The 18032-nt window shown below is 60.8% G+C and carries 12 protein-coding genes and 1 pseudogene; 7 read left to right on the forward strand and 6 right to left on the reverse strand.

Annotation, left to right across the window (positions count from 1 at the left end):
• The first annotated feature begins 156 nt into the window (after nucleotides 1-156).
• Together C2L65_RS18410 and C2L65_RS18415 are read left to right on the forward strand one after the other, a co-directional pair.
• Nucleotides 157-810 carry a glutathione S-transferase gene (locus C2L65_RS18410; RefSeq protein ID WP_233446614.1) on the forward strand — a complete coding sequence of 218 codons (654 nt, stop codon included), beginning with the start codon at nucleotides 157-159 and terminating at the stop codon, nucleotides 808-810.
• Nucleotides 811-925: 115 nt separating this feature from the next.
• Nucleotides 926-1578 (forward strand): annotated as a pseudogene (locus C2L65_RS18415) (aldehyde dehydrogenase family protein).
• Nucleotides 1579-1716: 138 nt separating this feature from the next.
• Here the strand turns inward: C2L65_RS18415 and C2L65_RS18420 are convergent.
• Together C2L65_RS18420 and C2L65_RS18430 are read right to left on the reverse strand one after the other, a co-directional pair.
• Nucleotides 1717-3687 (reverse strand): lytic transglycosylase domain-containing protein, encoded by a 1971-nt coding sequence (locus C2L65_RS18420; RefSeq protein ID WP_042304677.1) that lies wholly within the window; start codon nucleotides 3685-3687, stop codon nucleotides 1717-1719.
• 1203 nt (nucleotides 3688-4890) lie between these two features.
• Entirely contained in the window at nucleotides 4891-5694 is an 804-nt protein-coding gene (locus tag C2L65_RS18430) for a DUF3313 domain-containing protein (protein ID WP_081920729.1), read from the reverse strand.
• 818 nt (nucleotides 5695-6512) lie between these two features.
• Here C2L65_RS18430 and C2L65_RS47070 point away from each other — a divergent pair.
• Nucleotides 6513-8198: an FAD-dependent oxidoreductase gene (locus C2L65_RS47070; protein WP_042304675.1), complete on the forward strand. Its 1686-nt coding sequence runs from the start codon at nucleotides 6513-6515 to the stop codon at nucleotides 8196-8198.
• Nucleotides 8199-8279: 81 nt separating this feature from the next.
• On the opposite strand, the gene C2L65_RS18440 is transcribed toward C2L65_RS47070, so the two are convergent.
• The 3 genes from C2L65_RS18440 to C2L65_RS18450 all read right to left on the reverse strand — a co-directional run bounded on the left by C2L65_RS18440 (nucleotide 8280) and on the right by C2L65_RS18450 (nucleotide 13747).
• Complete coding sequence (locus C2L65_RS18440) at nucleotides 8280-11087, reverse strand: ATP-binding protein (protein ID WP_042304674.1); 2808 nt, start codon at nucleotides 11085-11087, stop codon at nucleotides 8280-8282.
• A complete protein-coding gene (locus C2L65_RS18445) occupies nucleotides 11084-12235 on the reverse strand; it encodes a substrate-binding domain-containing protein (RefSeq protein WP_042304673.1) in 1152 nt (383 codons plus the stop codon). Before C2L65_RS18445 ends, C2L65_RS18440 begins: the two co-directional genes overlap by 4 nt.
• Before the next feature lie 618 nt (nucleotides 12236-12853).
• Nucleotides 12854-13747, reverse strand: a complete 894-nt coding sequence (locus C2L65_RS18450; RefSeq protein WP_042304672.1) for a LysR family transcriptional regulator — start codon at nucleotides 13745-13747, stop codon at nucleotides 12854-12856.
• A 100-nt stretch (nucleotides 13748-13847) separates the two neighbouring features.
• On the opposite strand from C2L65_RS18450, the gene C2L65_RS18455 reads away from it, so the two are divergent.
• Complete coding sequence (locus tag C2L65_RS18455) at nucleotides 13848-14444, forward strand: HD domain-containing protein (protein WP_042304671.1); 597 nt, start codon at nucleotides 13848-13850, stop codon at nucleotides 14442-14444.
• 183 nt (nucleotides 14445-14627) lie between these two features.
• On the opposite strand, the gene C2L65_RS18460 is transcribed toward C2L65_RS18455, so the two are convergent.
• Entirely contained in the window at nucleotides 14628-15266 is a 639-nt protein-coding gene (locus C2L65_RS18460) for a TetR/AcrR family transcriptional regulator (protein WP_042304670.1), read from the reverse strand.
• A gap of 89 nt (nucleotides 15267-15355) precedes the next feature.
• On the opposite strand from C2L65_RS18460, the gene C2L65_RS18465 reads away from it, so the two are divergent.
• The 3 genes from C2L65_RS18465 (at nucleotide 15356) to C2L65_RS18475 (ending at nucleotide 17906) form a co-directional block, all read left to right on the forward strand.
• Nucleotides 15356-16456 (forward strand): NmrA family NAD(P)-binding protein, encoded by a 1101-nt coding sequence (locus C2L65_RS18465; protein ID WP_042304669.1) that lies wholly within the window; start codon nucleotides 15356-15358, stop codon nucleotides 16454-16456.
• 44 nt (nucleotides 16457-16500) lie between these two features.
• On the forward strand, nucleotides 16501-17034 hold the full coding sequence (locus tag C2L65_RS18470) for a hypothetical protein (protein ID WP_042304668.1): 534 nt from the start codon (nucleotides 16501-16503) through the stop codon (nucleotides 17032-17034).
• Between the two features lie 401 nt (nucleotides 17035-17435).
• Nucleotides 17436-17906 (forward strand): GNAT family N-acetyltransferase, encoded by a 471-nt coding sequence (locus C2L65_RS18475; RefSeq protein WP_081920728.1) that lies wholly within the window; start codon nucleotides 17436-17438, stop codon nucleotides 17904-17906.
• Nucleotides 17907-18032 lie beyond the last annotated feature (126 nt).

An 18032-nucleotide genomic window follows, 5' to 3' on the forward strand; every position in this document is an offset into this window, starting at 1 on the left:
CATGACTACTCGGTGTTGACAACCCGGATTGTGACGCATATTGTAAACCTAACGAACGGTAGGTAGGCAAGATTGCCGTTCGCCACGACACCACTGCGAAAGGAAAGCCAAATGAGTGCTGTTGCAACGAGTATCAATGACAATCAGTTGTCGACGATGACGGTTTATGACTTCCCGCAAGGGCCGTATCCGACGCGTGTGCGCATTGCGTTGGCGGAAAAGAATCTGCAATCGCGAGTGCGGTTCGTGCTGGTCGATCTCTACGCGGGCGAGCACAAGAAGCCCGAATTCATGGCGAGCAAGAACTACTCGGGCACGCTGCCGGTGCTCGAACTCGATGACGGGACCTGTATTGCCGAGTGTACGGCCATAACGGAGTACCTTGACGGACTCGATGGCGTGCCGACTCTGACTGGCAGGGCGCCGCTCGAAAAAGGGTTGATCCACATGATGAGCAAGCGTGCCGAACTGGAACTGCTCGACGCCATTAGCGTTTATTTCCATCATGGAACGCCGGGATTGGGGCCGCACGTTGAGCTGTACCAGAACGCCGAATGGGGATTCAGGCAGCGCGACAAGGCCCTGCGCGGAATGCATTACTTCGATGCTGTTCTTCGAAACCAGCCGTATGTCGCCGGCAAAGAGTTTTCAATGGCCGACATCACCGTAATCGGCGGCCTGGTCTTCGCTTCTATCGTCAAGCTGCCGGTGCCGGCTGAGTGCACCGCGCTCCTGGCGTGGTACGAAAGAATGCAGGAGCGGCCCAGCGTAAGCACGCAGCCGGCGTTCTCCGTACCAGCGGCTGCGTGAAAAAATTTCATTTTTCGAAAGATAAGTAGTCCTACTAGGCGACGAAGAACCCCTCGATTTATTGCGGGATTCGCGACAGCAGCACTTCAGCCCTCCATACCTCGGAGAAGAATTCATGTCTGCATTACCTCAAGCAGCTCAGTCCGTTGGCATTTTCCACGGCCCGTATTACCTCAGCATCGCTGGTAATCTTTTGCAGTCGCACGATAGCTTTGACGTAATCAACCCGGCTACTGGTGAAGCATTCGCCAAGGCTCCATCAGCCTCAGCGGAGCATCTTGACGAAGCCGTCGCAGCGGCCAGTCATGCGTTCAAAGCCTGGTCTGCGCTTGGCTACGACGGGCGCCAGAAGTACCTCAACGCATACGCCGATGCACTCGAAGTACATCGGGATGAGCTGTCACGCCTGCTGACCCTTGAGCAGGGGAAGCCGCTGAAGACCATGGCGGAGCCGGAGGTCGATCAGTCCATTGCGTGGATTCGTCAGATCGCCGCCCGTCGGATTCCGATCGAGATCGTCGAGGAGACCGAGGAACACATTGTCGAGCTGCACCATACGCCGCTCGGCGTGATCGGTGCCATCACACCGTGGAACTTCCCGTGCTGCTTGCACTTTGGAAGGTGGCGCCCGCGCTGATTACCGGCAACACCATGGTGATCAAGCCTTCGCCCTTTACTCCGTTATCCGCACTGCGCTTTGGGCAGATTGCGCAATCTGTCCTGCCCGTCCTGATTAAATCTCCTGCTCAACTCCGCGAGTTTCCTTAACTAGTTGAAGAAACAGGAGTTCCGGACGGGGAACTTTGAATTCAACCAATCAGAGGCAGAAGTATCGATGCACAGTGTCGCGTATGCAGCCGCACTTACTGCACCCGTGAGATCCGCAGATCAGCGTTGCGGATGATGTCATCTGGGCTCGATTTGGCCAAGCCGCTCCGTCAGCGATGGCGAGTGGCCATCAAACAGCGCCGCGTAGTAGACCGTGTTCGACAATACATTCTTGACGTAGTCGCGGGTTTCGTTGAACGGAATTGTCTCCGCGAAAATCGCGCCTTCCACCGGGCGCGGCAGGTTGGCCTGCCACTTACGCGGGCGCCCAGGGCCGGCATTGTAGCCGGCGGTCGCGAGCACGGCAGAACGGTCAAGCTGGTTGTAAATCATCGATAGATAGTACGTGCCGAGCAGGATATTCGTGTCGATGTCGTTCATCCTCGCCCGCGAGATCGTACCGAGCCCGATCTTCCTCGCAACCATCGCAGCCGTGTCCGGCATCACCTGCATCAGGCCGCCCGCGCCAACCTCCGAGCGCGCATTGATGATGAAGCGCGACTCCTGACGAATGAGGCCATACGCCCATCCGACGTCGAACCCGGTGGACTGCGTATCGCGCTCGACAATCGTGCGGAATGGCGCCAGGTAGCGCAGCGAAAAATCATGTTCCGTCTGCGTCCTGTCGGCGGTGCTCACAGCCCGGTCATAAAGCTCGATGCGGCGCGCGTACTCGGCGACTGCGAGCAATTGTCGGTCGGTCATGCCGCGCAGCTGCCAGTTCCACTCACGGTTGCCTTCCATACGCAGGTGCAGCGCGTAAAAACGTTTTGCCAGCTCGAGGCCTGATGTCCGGCTGGCGCGCTCAACTTCTTCGTCGGTCACCCTGGTCTGTGGCGGGATCACGATCTGCCGGCCGAGCGCCTCGGAGGCCAACTGGCCATAGAAGGTGTAGTTACCCGCGATCGTTCGGAACGCCTGGTCGGCTGCCGCCACCTCGCTGCTCTGCTTCAACGCGCGCGCGTACCAGTAGACCCATGCTGGCTGCGCGCGCAGCGCGGCCGGCATCTGCTCGATGGACCACCGCACCATGGTCCAATCCCCGGCCAGCAGCGCACTGCGCGTGCGCCACTCGTAGGCCTGGCTCGACAGGGGCGCGTTTGCCGACAGCCGGTACCAGTTCACCGCGCCCGGTAGCTGCCTGACTGCCGCCTGATAGGCAATCGTGCCCCAGCCGATAGCCCGTTCCGCCAAGGTGAGCGACGGTGCGATTGCGGTAAAGGTGGCCTCGGCGGCCTGCGGATCGCTGACCGCCAACTGTGTGACGGCGAGCAGCGCGAGTTGATGGGACGCCGCGTCCAGAGGGATGCTTTTCGCGAGCAACAGGCGTGGCTGGTTCGTCGCCTGCTCGAGGAGCAGCGGATCCGGGCGCGCTGCGCCCAGCGCATCGACCAGTCTGCCGCCCGTCGTCGTCGCCCCCTGTTCATAGGCCTGGCGAATCAGTTGCCACACGTCGTCCGGAGTGAACTGCTGGTTACGGTCGAGTGCAGTGATCAAATCGACGCAGCCATCACCGTACCACTTCGGCTCGACGAGCAGCGCCCGCACCGCGTCGGCCACATTTTCACCTCGCGTGGCACGGGACTCGAGCGCATAGCACTTCACCTGCGTGTCATCGTCCAGGACGAACTTTGAATATTGCGAATCGAAATCGTGCCAGTCGTGGCGCGCCCCGAGCACGCGAAGGTAATCGTTGCGCAGACGGTCGGCAATCGCCTGTCCGTCGTAGCGTTGCAGAAATGACAGCACCGGTGCGTCCGGCGTGTCGAGATTCGCATGCCCCGCGCCAGTGAACAGACGCGGCTTGATCTGGAAATAGCTTAGATAAGCCGGCGCCGGATAATTCGGAATCAAGCTTGCCAGATGCGCGGCGCGCGCGGGATCGTTGTCGCGTGCAGCGTCATGCAACTTGATGAAAATCTGATCGTCGGCGGATAACGAGGTGAACGGGGTGGGATGTCTGGCTAGCACCGTGCCAGACATGACCATTGTCACGGCGGCAAGGGCAAGGCCGATCGTGCGAGACACCCGGTGAAGTCGTGCGAACATCGCTGTTTTCTCGTTGTTTCGGTGCAGAGCATTGAGCCAAAGCTTAGGCCGCAACCCGGAGAAGCGAAGCTTCGAACAACACTGGACTCAACCCGTAATTCGGCTCTTTGCGAGCCCGATGCCTGGACCACATCGGCACTTGCGTGTCTGCTGTTTCGTGGCGTGGGCCGGGAGCTGGATTCGGCAATGCGACCCAGAAGGTCTTGAGTGCGGTGTTGGTCGTTCTGGCCGGGACGCTCGCTTCCGGGTGGTTCTGGAGCGGAGGGCCGTCAAAGAGCAGCGAGGACTAAATGAAACGGCACGCACCACCTGGGTGGAGAATCCTCGGCTTATGTCGCAAGACCCTTGACCGACCGGCGCGGCTAGCCCTCACGAGTGCTGCGAGTGAGATGGTTGTTGAACCCGACCACGGTAGCCAGACAGCGAGCGCGAGGGGGGCGAGACCCTGACTAGCAGTTGTTGCAGCGCCGCCGTGACGGCGCTAGCGAATGCGCCGCTGCCGGCAGCGAGCCATCACGCGGCGATCAGTGTTGGATAGCTCGTGCTCCCGGCGGCAGCAGGTGGAATTGCGATGATCAAGAGTCTCGGAGGAACGGGCGGCTTCGTGAGCCCAGCTTTGGTTGGACGTGAGGCAGCGGGTCGGGCCGGGCCCAGTCTATGGAGAGGTTCGATCGCTGATCGGCTAGATGCGGTTATTCGATGCCTGCCATCAGCCGCAGGAATGTGCCTGCTTCTACGCATGTCGGCAGGCGCCGAATAACCTGAACGCCTTCGGCCAACCGCGCAGGACAGCCGCTAGCCAATCGTACTCATTCACAGGAGTCACCCGAAAGGTGTCAATCGAACATTTCAACGGCAACTCTCCGGCATCCTAATCGAACTAGTGCTTTCGGCCATGATGCGTCATTCGCCCGGGCCGTCGCGCGGACGTTCCGACGTCGCGTCCACCCAGCAAGCCGCCATTCAGTTCGCAAGGATGAACTCCTGGCCCAATGTGCCGCCGCTCGCACCAGGGCTATTCCGACGGCGGCTCCCAAGGGATGCTGTTGAAAAAGTCGCTAACCGTCTCTTTCCCGTGAGGTTAGATGGTGTGTCGGCGTGCTCGTGTGGCGCACAGTGGGGATTGAGGCTCGGGACATCCTGTCTCAGTCCCGCACCCGACGACGTGTACTAAGAGAGCGGCGCTCGGTCAATATTGGCGCATTACTGGGCCGGCGCGCCTGACCTAAATTGTTTTATGCGCTTGGCCGTCGTGTCCGCCCAATAGTCCATCACATGGTCTGCGTCGCCCCATTTTCCGGCACCCGCATTCTCAAGGCTCATTCCGCCGGTACGGCCGTCCACCGCTTCGGCGAGAACTTGTCCGGTCTGACCGTCCGTGATCTCGCCCTCGCCCTGTGCCGAACCGGCGAAGGCATAGGTGTCCGTCCCGAGGCTCTGCACCATATTGAGCAACCGTGCCTGCGGGATGATCACTGAGATCGTGCGTAATCCCGGCGTCCCGCTCGTAACGTTAGTCAGGGCAGCGCGGACGACCAGAACGTGTTGGCCCTGCAGTTCGACAATCGGCAGCACGCTCGACAGGCTGGTTTTCAACTTGGTGTAGAAATAGCTCGTCAATATCTGCTGCTCCCTCGCGTCAACAGGTTTGGTGGAATCGTTGATGAACACCACAGGCTCGAGGAAGATTCCCGTGTAGGAATTCCAGTTTGCATTCGGATTAACGTAGCGAAGCCGCGCCTCGTCTTCCTTGCCCGGGTGCAGCAAGGAATAATTGGTCAGAAACTGTGTTTTCGATGCCTTTTCGACATCGGAAAGCGGTTGCTCGGTTGTGACAGCGCAGGCGACCAATGCGATCGTCGCCAGCAGAGGACATAGGTTCTTCAACATCGTCTCACCCTCCGTTCCGCCCGCCTGCGCGGGCGACATATAGCGGTTAGCTAACCGCGGAAGCAATGGAAGAGACACGTTTTGCCCCCAACGCTCGCGCTCGGACACGTCAATCATCAGCGTAAGGTGCCTACGCGCCTGTCTGAGTTTCGGTATCTGGTTTGCGAATCAGCATGCGCCTTGGCACGCGGCGGCAACCTCACTCGGCTGACGTCAATATTGATGGCGCTTCAATTGGAAGGTCATATTGGACTTTGGTCTTATTCTGGTACTTTATTCTGAAGCTGGGCTTAAGCGGCGACGCGCAACCACCACACTGGCGCGGGCAACACTCATTTATCGTTCTCTATGAGTTTTTATTGACGGCGCGCGCCGGTGTGAACGTAAGGGTTGCTACAAACATATTCTACAAATCGAGAATTTTCGCGCGAACGGGTCACTGCACGTTCCAACGCGTACCGCGCGGCAAGCGTCGTGTATGCACCGTTGTACTTTAAGATCTGCCGTTACCGCGACTCGGTTCGAGCGGCAGTTGTGGGTCGGGAAGACTCGTTCATTGCTAGTGGAAAGTGCCATTCGCCGTCAGAGCGCGCCGTCTGGGGCGTGTGTGGGCGCTGCAGGTGACGAAGCGGTCAACAACCCGAGGCATGCGACTTCTATCAAGGGGCAGCACATCGAAAATTTAAGCGTCTGCATGTCAATGCGACACGAATAGGTTGGTACGTAACCTTCCTAGGCGTATAAACGGAGAGTTAGGACCTCAAAAACGACAAGAATTGGCTGTTTTGATGCGACAACAATTGGTGGACTCCACACCCGCTGTTGTTGCGCTCGCAAAGGCAGCACGCATCGTGCTTCGTTTCACATACTTCTGAGTAATCCGACGTCAACTTCACCCAGGACGCGTCCCGCGCCCGCTCATCAGGAACGGCATCATGGGCAACTACTCCTCTGGGAAGGTGGGTGACCTGCTCGCGGGCGGCAGCCGCCATCATCAGATTTTCCCCACGCTGACGGAGCGACAGGTCGCGTTGCTCGATCGATATGGCGAGCGCCGCATGCTCAAGATGGGGGACGTCCTGTTTTCTCAAGGTGACCGGCATATCCCAATGTTTGCGATCGTTTCCGGAACGATCGAGGCGACTCGCGATTCGCTTGACGGCTCCCATCCCCTTGGCGTGCATGGGCCGGGCTGTTTTACGGGCGAAGTGGGCACGCTTGCCGGCCGGGCAGCCATCGCGACGGCGCGGGCCCAAACGGATTGCGAAGTCATCGTTATCGACGAAGAGTCGTTGCGCGCGCTGGTAATCGCAGAGGCCGAACTGGGTGAAACGATCATGCGCGCCTATATTTTGCGGCGCGTCGCGTTCATCCAGGACCAGCATGGCGGAGTGCTCGTGATCGGCAGTTCTGCATCGGCCGAAACGCATCGTCTGCGTCACTTTCTGAGCCGTAACGGCCAACCTTTTGCCTACTTCAATATCGTTGAGCATCCGGAGGCCAAGGAACTGCTTGAGCGATACGGCGCGGCGGAAGCGGACACGCCGGTTGTTATCACGCTTCAGGGTGACGTGCTTAAGCGGCCGACGCACCGTGCCGTCGCCGACGCCATCGGCCTGAGTCCAGACCGGTTGAACGACGGGCGCTTTGACGTTGTCGTGGTCGGCGCAGGCCCAGCCGGTCTGGCGGCTGCGGTGTACGCTGCTTCGGAAGGATTACGTGTCGCGGTGCTCGACACCAAAGCGCCGGGCGGCCAGGCTGGCACCAGTTCAAAGATCGAAAACTACTTTGGTTTTCCGACGGGCATTTCTGGCCAGGCGCTCGCGGGCCGCGGTTTGTCGCAGTGCCGCAAGTTCGGTGCCGAGGTTGGGGTGCCGATCGAAGCGCTGGCAATCGAGTGCAACGACGCACCACCCTTTCACATTAGCCTCAGTCACAACGAGCACGTCTACGCCCGGGCGGTCGTCGTCGCGACGGGGGCTCGCTATCGCAAGCCCGCTCTCGGCAATCTGGAAAACTTTGAGGGACGTGGCGTCTACTACAGCGCGACCTATATGGAAGCGGCTCTCTGCAGCAACGAAGAACTGGTCGTAGTCGGCGGCGGCAATTCGGCGGGCCAGGCTGCCGTGTTTCTGTCGGGTTTCGCACGGCACGTGCATGTCGTGATTCGTAGTGATGGACTCAACGCCAGCATGTCGGACTACCTGATCAGGCGCATCGACGCGGCGACCAACATCACGTTGCACGTGCGCACGCAAATTGTCGAGTTGCAGGGCGAAGACAGGCTTGAGGGCATCAAGTGGAACCGGCAAGGCGAGATTGAACATAAAACGATCCGCCATGTGTTTCTGTTTCTTGGCGCGCAGCCTAATACCGCCTGGCTGCGCGACTGCGTCGCGCTAGACAAGAACGGATTTGTGCTGACTGGCCCTGATATCGGCACGAAATGGGCGTCCGAGCGGCCACCGCACTTTCTGGAAACGAGCCGCCCCGGGATCTTTGCGGTGGGCGACGTGCGAAGCGGCTCCGTGAAGCGGGTCGCGGCCGCTGTTGGTGAAGGCGCGGCTGCTATTCAGTCACTGCATCAGTACCTGGCCTTATTGGGTGGTCGTCCTGCGTAATGCTCGGGCGCTTGAAACTTTCAAGGTTCCAAACGTTATAGCGGTTGTTTTGGCGTTGGCATGTCGTGACTGGGTGGGCGGTCACGCAACGGGCTTTCTTTCCAGATAGTGCTCGACAAAGCTGAGAACCGCCTTCGAGCGATAGTTCTTCGCCAACTGGCACAAGTGATCTGCGAAGGGGCGATAGCGTTCGTCGAGTTCGTTAAGATGCGCGGCATGCTGCACAATTGCGCGCATGTCACCGAGCCGCGCCAGATGATGCAGCGCCTTGATTTCATCCGGCGGCGGAGAGATCAAGGTCCCCGTCATTACCGATGGCGCGCCAGGTATCGCGTCGCTCCATTCGAGATCCAGCAGTTTCGCGATCTGCGACAACAGCGCCCGATAGTCGACCGGCTTTGGTAAAAACGCGTTCGCGCCCGCCGCCAGACTTTTCGCCGCGTCGGTGCCCGACGCGCTGGCCGAGATCGCAATGATGGGCAGATCGCGGAACGCCTGCATCTGCCGCAAGCGCCGCGTGACTTCGAGACCGTCCATGCCGGGCATGACGATGTCCATCAGCACCAGCGCCGGCCGGACTGCCTGTATCTTTTCCAGCGCATCCAGCCCGTTGACCGCTTCTGCCGTGTCGAAGCCGATCTGGCCGAGCATGTTGACCGCGACGGCACGGTTTTCCATCACGTCATCGACGACGAGCACGCTCTTACGCGGCCCCTTGTAACCGCTGACCGCCCATTCGGGTGCGGTATCGGCGGCCTGGGCCGCGACCACGGGGACATTCAGCTCGAACGAGAACGTGCTGCCCGCGCCTCGGCGGCTCGCGACATGGATATCGCTGCCCATCAGCTGCAAGAGCTGCCGGCTGATTGCGAGGCCGAGCCCGGTGCCGCTGAACCGGTGCCGGTTGTCGCTCGCCTGTTCGAAGGGCCGGAAGATCGTTTCGAGACGCGCTGCGTCGATGCCGATGCCCGTGTCCTGCACTTCGAAACGTAGGCATTCCGGCGGCAGGAAGGAGACGCGCAGCTGCACATCGCCTTCCTCGGTGAACTTGATCGCGTTGGCGAGCAGGTTGAGCAGCACCTGTCGCAAGCGCTTTTCATCGACCCGTATGGCTGCAGGCAAAGGCGGCGTCATCTCGCATGCGAACGCCAGGCCCTTTTCCGTTGCCTTCACCCGGATCGTCTCCGCGACGAAGTAGATGAAGCGTTCGAGCGGCACGTCCGTCGGGTTCAGCTCCACTTTGCCGGCCTCGATCTTCGCCATGTCGAGGATGTCGTTGATGAGCGTCAGCAGATGTTCGCCGCTGCGCTGGATCACTGTGAGTCCGTCGATCTGGCGTTGATTGAGGCGCGTGTCCCGCCTGAGAATCTGCGCGAACCCGAGAATGCCGTTCAACGGCGTGCGTAGCTCGTGGCTCATGTGTGCCAGAAATTCGCTCTTTGCCTGATTGGCCGCGTCTGCGTGTTCCTTCGCGATCGCGAGTTCGGCCGTGCGCTCGCGAATCATGTCTTCCAGATGCTCGCGATACCGGCGCAGCTCTTCTTCGGCGCGCTTGTGTTCGGTGATGTCGCGCGAAATGCCGAGCAGAAACTGCGGCTCGCCGCGCACATCGAGGATCGGCATCTTCATCGTGTGCAAGAAGCGCTGCCCATGACGCGTGTGGACGGGCTCTTCGGGCACGTCGACCATCTGCTTCGACGCGAGCACGTCTCGATCCTTCAACGCGAAGAAATCGGCCTCATCCGGCGGAAACAGATCGTGGACGGACTTGCCGATGACCTCGTCGCGCCCGTAGCCAAGCAGTTTCTCCGTGGCCTTGTTGACGCGCACGAAGCGCAGCGTTGCCGCCTCCTTGACGAAGACGGTGTCGGGGATGTTCTCGACGATACTGCTCAGAAATTGTTCGCTGGCGCGCGCCGACTCTTCGGCATGCTGACGTTCGACAATCTCGGCCGCCTGGCCGGCCAGCGCCGTGCTGAGTTCGGCTGTGCGCTGCGCGACGCGCGCCTCGAGTTCAACGTTGAGTTCTTTCAGGGCTTCTTCCGCCTGGCGTCGCTGGCGCCGGTCTTCGAGGAACTGCTCAACGGCGCGCGCCATGTCGGCGATCTCGTCGCCGCCGTGTACGGGCACGCCGGCTTGTTCGCCTTCGGGATCGCCATGGCGCAGCGTATGGCTCACCCGCCGCAGGCGTGCTACGACACGGCGGCCGAGAAAGACGCGGGCAATCAGCCACGCGATCAGCAGGCTCACCGCCACTTCGCCGGCCACCCACCTGCGCGTGCGGTCCGCCTCGTTGGCAAGCGCCTCGACGGCTTCGCGATAAGCGCGCGACAGATAGCCTGACTGCTGGCGCGCCGCGGCGGAGAGGGCATCGGCCTGGCGGTGCAGTTCGTCGTCGAGTCTCGCTAGTGACGCGCCGGGCTGCGGCGCGGCGCCCGGTGAGCTTTCCCGCGCAGTCCCGGTAGCGAGCGCCGTCTCGCGCATCTGCGCCTCGACGTTGACGGTGTTTCGAAAGCGCTGGCTCGAGCGATGCAGCGCCAGCGCGTCGACGCCGACGTCGTCGCTCGCCGTAGGGGACGCGAGGCGGTCCACCAGGCCATCGAATGACGCGAGTTGGTCGATGATCTGGCGATGTGTCTCCCGCACGGCTTCGACAGTGTCGTCACTAGACAGTTGCGACGCCAGGCGTTCGATCTTCAGCGTCTGCTGCGCGAGATTTTGAGCATCCTCGAGACGCGCCAGACGCGCTTCAGCCAACTCACGGATAGCGTGGGCCGAGCTGGACAGCGAGTAAAGCGTCGTGCCGCCGACCGCGACCACCAGCGCTGCGAGGCATGATACGACTAGCGCAAATTGCGCGGTCAGCGATTGAGGAAGGATCAGTTTCACGGGCGTTGCCAGATGTGGCGATAAACGTTGCGATAGCCATTGGCAGGATCGTAGATCAGTCGGTCACCGCCGTCCGCATTGACGTTGTCGGCCGTCACGAGATGCACCGGCACCACGTAGTTCGTGACGCTTTCGCCGGCGAACAGCCGGTTCATCTCGTCGATCAGTTGCCAGCCGTGCAGATTGAGCGGCTCGGCGACGGTGCCCGTCTGGAACGTGCCCGTGCGGATCCGCAGAAAAGCGGACTCGCTGCCGTCGCCCGCCGACAACATCGACAGCGCGCCGTCGGGTATACCGGCCTGGGTCAGCACAGGCGCGGCATAGTCGAAGTAGATGTCGTTGATTGCGAGCGCGTACGTCCAGCGCTTACCGTAGCGTGCGAGCAGCGCGCGGGTCGTGTCCGGCATCAGCTCCCGGCTGCGCGAGATCGCGACGTCGCGCATGTCGAGTAGCGTGCAGCCGCTGCATGCGCGTATGACGGCGGCCATCGCATCGGCCTTGTCGCGCGCGATCCGGAAGTACGCGTCGGTGAAGACGACGACGCCCGCCTGTCCGCCCGACTGCACGATAGCCGCGAGCGCCGTCACGCGCGCGACTTCGAGCGGATCGGTCGAGACGTTCATGGCTACGGGCGTGCCGGGCACGGGACCGGCCTGGGCAGCGACATGCCAGCCGACGATGGGAATGCCCCGATCGGCGAACGGCCGCAGCGCGGGTGCCAGCGAACGGGCATCCGCACCCGCAATGATCAGACCATCGGGATGGCTGGCGAGGGCGCTCTCGAGGACTTTCAGTCGAAGATCCGGCAGGCCCTCGGAGTCGAAGACCTTCACGCTCCAGCCGATGACCTTCGCGGCTTCGAGCATGCCGTCGACCACACCGAGCACGCCGCCGTTACGCAAATCCTCAGCGAGGACGGCGATGTGTTTGTCGGGCTGGGCGCGTGGCCCGGTACGCGGTCCGCTCCACGGCGTGACGGACCGCGACGCAGCGTCGACGATGCGCTTTGCTTCCGCCAGAAAGCTTCTCGCGCTCCCGGCAACCGAAGCTGCGGGCGCAGAGGCCGCGGTGACACCCTGCGCAGCGGCGATTGGCGGCACGCACGCACATGCGCATGTCAATGCCCACGCCAAAGGCAAGCCCCTCATGCTGTTCCCCACCACCCCGTCGGGGTCGATTGTCGTCCGCGAAGACGTATATGGATGTCGTGCGCAAACGGTCCCGCGATCACGATAGTACACCGCCATCAGGGCATTTCAGGGAGGGTTAGGGTAGTGGAGGGTGCAGGTGCGAGTCGCACACACGACCGCGAGAACGTCCCATGCTCGTCATGCCGGCAAAGGCGGCTTGCACGCACAAACCGTGTCGCGCACCAGGCAGTCTCGCCACGGAGCAGCGGTAGCCGACTTTGACGCCCGCCTTCTGTGAATTTACGCGAGCCTCGCAGGCGGGCACTGCAGCCACCGTCCGTCGACGCCGTCGCGCGAACGGCTTCCGCGTCCGGAGACTTGCTCGATAACTTACGAGTACAGTTTCGGTTATCCGCCATCGAGAGGCGGCTGCGGGCTGCATTCCTGACGTTCGCTTGCCATCAGCTGCGAACGATGACTCAAGGTGCAACTGAACGCGCAATCACGACCCTAACCCGCCTTCGATCCGGCGCGACTTCGACGGCAGGTTCACGAATTACAACGGCGATTCGAGCAGCCGACCCGGAAGGTAAGTGCTCGACCAGAGCCGCCAGTTGCGATTCCAGGCGTATAGGCTTATAACTCCCGGGCTGCGTTGCGCAAGATTTCCTGAGCGCGTTGGGCGATCGGGGATAGGTAGCCGGCCCTTCGAATCAGTCCGACCTGACGCTGCAGGCCGTCGAACTGGATCGGGCGTACAGCAATGTCGAACGGCAGGGGGCCAAGGTCGAAGCTGCGCGCGTTGATCAAGCTGACCAGCCGTGTGGTGGATACGATAAGAATCAACGCGGCCAGACTATTGGCCTCGGCCACGATGCGCATACGCGGGTAGCCCTGTTTTGCAAAGGCTTGCTCGAGCTGCACACGTGCAAACTCCTGTCGACTTGACGCGGCCCATGAGCACTCCACCAGATCGTGTAGCGTGACCGATTCCCGATCAGCCAGAGGGTTTGTAGTGCTAACCATCAAGCTGTAGTGATCGTCATACAGAAGCTCCTTGGCCATGGATGCGTCCAATGTGTCGGGCAAGGGGCATACAGCCAGTTCCACTTCGCGCTTGTCGATGGCGTCCAATAGCGTGTCGCTAAAGGCTGTCGTCACATTGACGCGTGCGGCGGGCCGCTCCACCAACAGCGTTGGGAACAGCGAGCGCAGCGCGAAACTCGTGGTGGCCGGCGTCGCACCGATGCGCAGCAGCCCCGCGTGTCCTCCACCAATATCGCGCACTTCCTGCAGCGCACTATCGAGCTGCATGGACGCGCCCAATACCCGTGTATGAAATATCTTGCCCGCCTCGGTCAATACCGAGCCGCGTGCGGTGCGCTCGACCAACGTTACTCCCACCTTGCGTTCCAGACGCTGTATCGCCTTGGTCACGGCCGGCTGGGAAATGCCAAGTTGTTCGGCGGCGCGCGCCAGCGTACCGGCACTCGCAATGGTCAGGAAGTAGGTAAGGTCACCATCAATCATGCCATTCCCTGGAGTTATGGATCTCGACTTTCCAGTTATTGGATTTTATATCGCCCTTGCTCAAATAATGAAGTTCCTATCACAGAGAAGGAGTAGTCCCATGGAACACAATGAACAGTGCGCCGCGTTCCGCCATATGCGCGAGGGTACCGAGCAGGATTGGGCGATCATTGGCAATGAGGTTGGACCGTTCGCCAAAGGACTGCCTGGCCGCCTGCTGGACCACCTGCGCTTGCTGGATGGCGACTTTGGCGGCTTCCCTGTCGATCGTCTGACGCATAGCTTGCAGACTGCGACGCTGGCGCATCGCGATGGCCAGGGCGAGGAATACGTGGTCTGCGCGCTGCTGCACGACATTGGCGATACGCTGGGAAGTTACAACCATGCCGACGTTGCAGCAGTACTGCTGGAGCCATTCGTTAGTGCGGAAAATCACTGGATGGTCAAACACCATGCGATCTTCCAGGGGTATTACTTCTTCCATCACATGGGCATGGACCGCAATCTGCGCGATAACTATCGCGACGTGCCGGAGTTGTTCAAACGTACCGCGCATTTCTGCGAGAAATATGACGCGGCGGCCTTCGATCCGGATGCGGAAACGCTGCCGCTTGAGTTCTTCGAACCGATGGTACGGCGAGTCTTTGCCCAGCCGAAGCGAACCCTGTACAAAGCCGCATTCGAAAAAATCGGTTGAGTGCCCCACCCCGGACCAACATCCGAGCCGGAACAGTTCGCGTCTACATCCCCTCGCTACTGGCTAAATCGAGCGCTATTCCGGAATTGCCGAAGTTCTTCACTCGCAATCCCGACATTCGACTCGATATCAGCCTTGCTGACCAGCATCCCGCATTAGATGTGCTGGCAAGGCATCGCAGCGCTACGGGAGCGGATGAAGTTGAAGAAAGACCGCTGTGGCGTTGCGGGCACGTGCCGCGACCTCGCGTGAGTTCGGCCGCTCGGCGACGCCAAGCAGCAGGCTGACCATCAAATTACCCCACAGCAACCCGCTGAACTGTTCGGCAAGTTCGGCAGGACGGCCATTGAGAAGTCCGGACGCCTGAGCCCGGGCCATGATCTGACGCAAGGCGGCGCGGCTTGTCTCTCGCCCTGTTGAGTCGAGCGCTTGCGCAACTTCGGGCGCGTGGACCGCCTCGGCGATTGCCAGTCGGAAGACCGCGATGACCGTTGGATCGGTGATCTCGCGGACGAGCTGCGTCCCGAGGGAAGTCAGTACCTGTGCGAGTGTCTCGCGGTCGTGCGGCACCGGCAAGTCAGCGGGCACCTGCAGTCTCGTGGCGCGCGCGCCGATGCACGCGATTAGCATTTCCTTCTTGTTGCCCACCAGCGCATAAAGTTCTCGTTTCGAAACCCGCGCGCGCGTGGCGATCTCAAGCGTGCTGGTCGCCGCGTAGCCACTCGTCATGAACGACGCAAAGGCTGCATCGAGAATACGCGCGCGCACCTCAGTTTCGTCTCGGCCTTCCTGGCGGTCCTTTGACTGCGATACCGTGGCCATCGTCGTCTCTCTTGACATTCGGTACCGCATAGTACCATACTGGAACGAGCATCTGGTACTCGCAAGTACCGCTACTGCTCGGAGGCATCATGCTCAAGCCAAGGATCCTCGTAACCGGTGCGACCGGGAAGACAGGCAGCGTCGTTGTTGCCGAACTGCTAAAGGCCGGCTATCCCGTACGCGCCATGGTGCACCGGGAAGATGGCCGCAGCGTGCGGCTGAAAGCGCAGGGGGCCGAGATAGCGGTTGCCGACATGAGTGATGTCGAGCGCGTCGCCGACGCGATGAAAGACGTTCAGCGCGCCTACTTTTGTCCGCCTTTCGATCCCTACATGATTCAGGGCGCAGTCGCGTTCGCCGTCGCCGCCAGGGAATCCGGGCTCGAACACATCGTTAGCCTGACCCAGTGGCTGTCGAGTCCCTCGCATCCCTCTCTCATGACCCGGCAGCTCTGGCTCGTCGATCGGCTGTTCTCGATGACGCCGGGAGTCGCGCATACGATCGTAAGGCCGGGCTTCTTCGCTGACGCCTACCTCGCACTGACTGGATTTGCTGCCCACCTCGGAGCATTTCCTTGGATCTATGGCGATAGCCGTAACGCGCCACCGTCCAACGAGGATATCGCGCGAGTCGCCGTCGCGGCCCTGATGGATCCTGCGCGGCACGCCGGGAAGCGCTACCGCCCCACTGGACCGGAACTCCTTGGCGCGGAGGACATGGCCAAGGCGATCGGCCGGGCCGTCGGGCGATCGGTCAAGGTCGTGCCAATGCCGAACTGGCTATTCATGAAGGCCGCCCGGATGGGCGGCTTGCCGATCGACCTGATCAGCGGCGTTCGTTACTACATTGACGATCACAGACGCGGGGCTTTCGAGCTGGGCGCTCCGACCACGGACGTCCCCGATGTGACTGGTCAGCCCGCCGAGGACTTCGAGACGATCGCGCGTCGCTACGCGGCGCTTCCAGGCAACCGGCGGACGCCTGGCAATTGGCTTCGCCAGTTCGCGCAATTCGTGATCGCCCCGCTCAGCCCCGGTTTCGATCTCGCGCGCTACGACCGAGAACTACGCCGCCCGTTCCCGTCAGAACCGCAGTTTGCCCCTGAATCCAAGGTCTGGCTGCGCGAGCATGCCATGGCTCACGCGGAGCGAAGCGCTGTGATCGCAGCGCTACGCACACAGCGCGCTTAAGTTCTCACGATCGATCGCGGGAATTCGAACCAAAGGAGAGACTCATGCTGCCCCAGCTCTGGTTTTTCGTTAGCATCGCATTCAGCTTCAGCACGTGGGGAGTCGTCACCAGGCGATACATCTGGCCAAAACTCCGCTTCCTGCGACCGGTCGATGCGCTGCGGCCTCTTCTCATCCTGCACAGCTTCCGCTTCATTGGGTTGGCATTCCTCGTCCCAGGCGTCGTGTCGCCCGATCTGCCGTCTGCCTTCGCGAATTGCGCCGCCTACGGGGATCTCGTTGCGGCGACACTCGCGTCGCTATCGCTGGTATTGCTGCCACGCGGGGCTGGCATTGTAGTCGCCTGGATCTTCAACTGGTGGGGCCTGGCAGATCTCCTGAACGCGTTCTATCAGGCCAATCATGCCGGGCTCGTGGCGGGGCAGTTGGGCGCGACTTACTTCATTCCGACTCTCGTTGTACCACTACTGCTGATCACGCACGGACTCATCTTCCGGATTCTTCTGCAACATCAAAATCAGCCCGCAATGCGGGAAGGCGGCAGCCTGGCGAAGGGCTATCAGGTGGAGGGCCCATGATCGATGCGACGACCGAAGGGGGAGTTACGACACGGACGACTCTCTCGAATGGTGTTGAGTCGGTAGATGGTGGACCAGGTGTCTTTGCGCGAAGTCGACCGGCCCGATCTCACGCGGAGTGAGTTCTGTGTCGGCGGCAGCGAATCATGGTCTGTGCGACGACTACATCAGTGCCTGCGGCTGTCTCAATCGATGTCCGCTACAGCAGGGCAACCTGACGGCTCTGAGTCGATTTCAGCGGTTCGTCGCGAGCCCTGGCTGGCCGGCGCAGATCGCCAACCCAAAACGTTCATTGAACGTCATTAAGCATCCGTCGACACTCGCTGGCAGCTATCGATTGGTGCCAATCCCTTGCATCCGATATTCTGGCGAAGACCTGTGTATCTCGATCGGCGGTTGTGATGAATCTGGATTATCGGCAGGCTGTACCTGAAGACTCGGAATGGCTATTTGACACGTATCGGCGAACGATGAAAGGTTTCGTTACCTCGGCGTATGGCTGGGATGACAACTTGCAGCGGGCTGGGTTTGCCAAAAGCCTTCGCCAAGGCGCTTGTCAAATAGTGACATGGGAAGACAACCAATGCGGATTTGTACACTGGGAGGTCGAACCCGACCTTGTATGGCTGCGGATGCTTTGTGTCGTGCCGGAAATGCAAAACAGGTCAATTGGCCGTGCAGTGATTGCCAAGGTGATGTCGTTGTCCAGTCACTTACAAAAACCGCTGTACTTGAATGTACTCGTATGCAACCGAGTTGCCTATGACTGGTACGGCAGAATCGGTTTTGTCGAAATCGAAAACGATGGCCAGGTCTCCACTATGGTACTTGCTCCGTCGTCTTCACCGGCCCATCGGGAACGGCATGCGTAGCCTTCCGGGCATCGCGTTTCCATCGCGAACTTCCGGGTTCGTTGAGGCTCGTTCGACGCCTGCCGGCATGCGCCGAATCACCCTCAACGCTTCCTGACCTCCGGACCGGCACATCCACAGGAAGGA

It is taken from the genome of Paraburkholderia terrae, assembly GCF_002902925.1.
GTDB classification, from domain to species: Bacteria; Pseudomonadota; Gammaproteobacteria; order Burkholderiales; family Burkholderiaceae; genus Paraburkholderia; species Paraburkholderia terrae.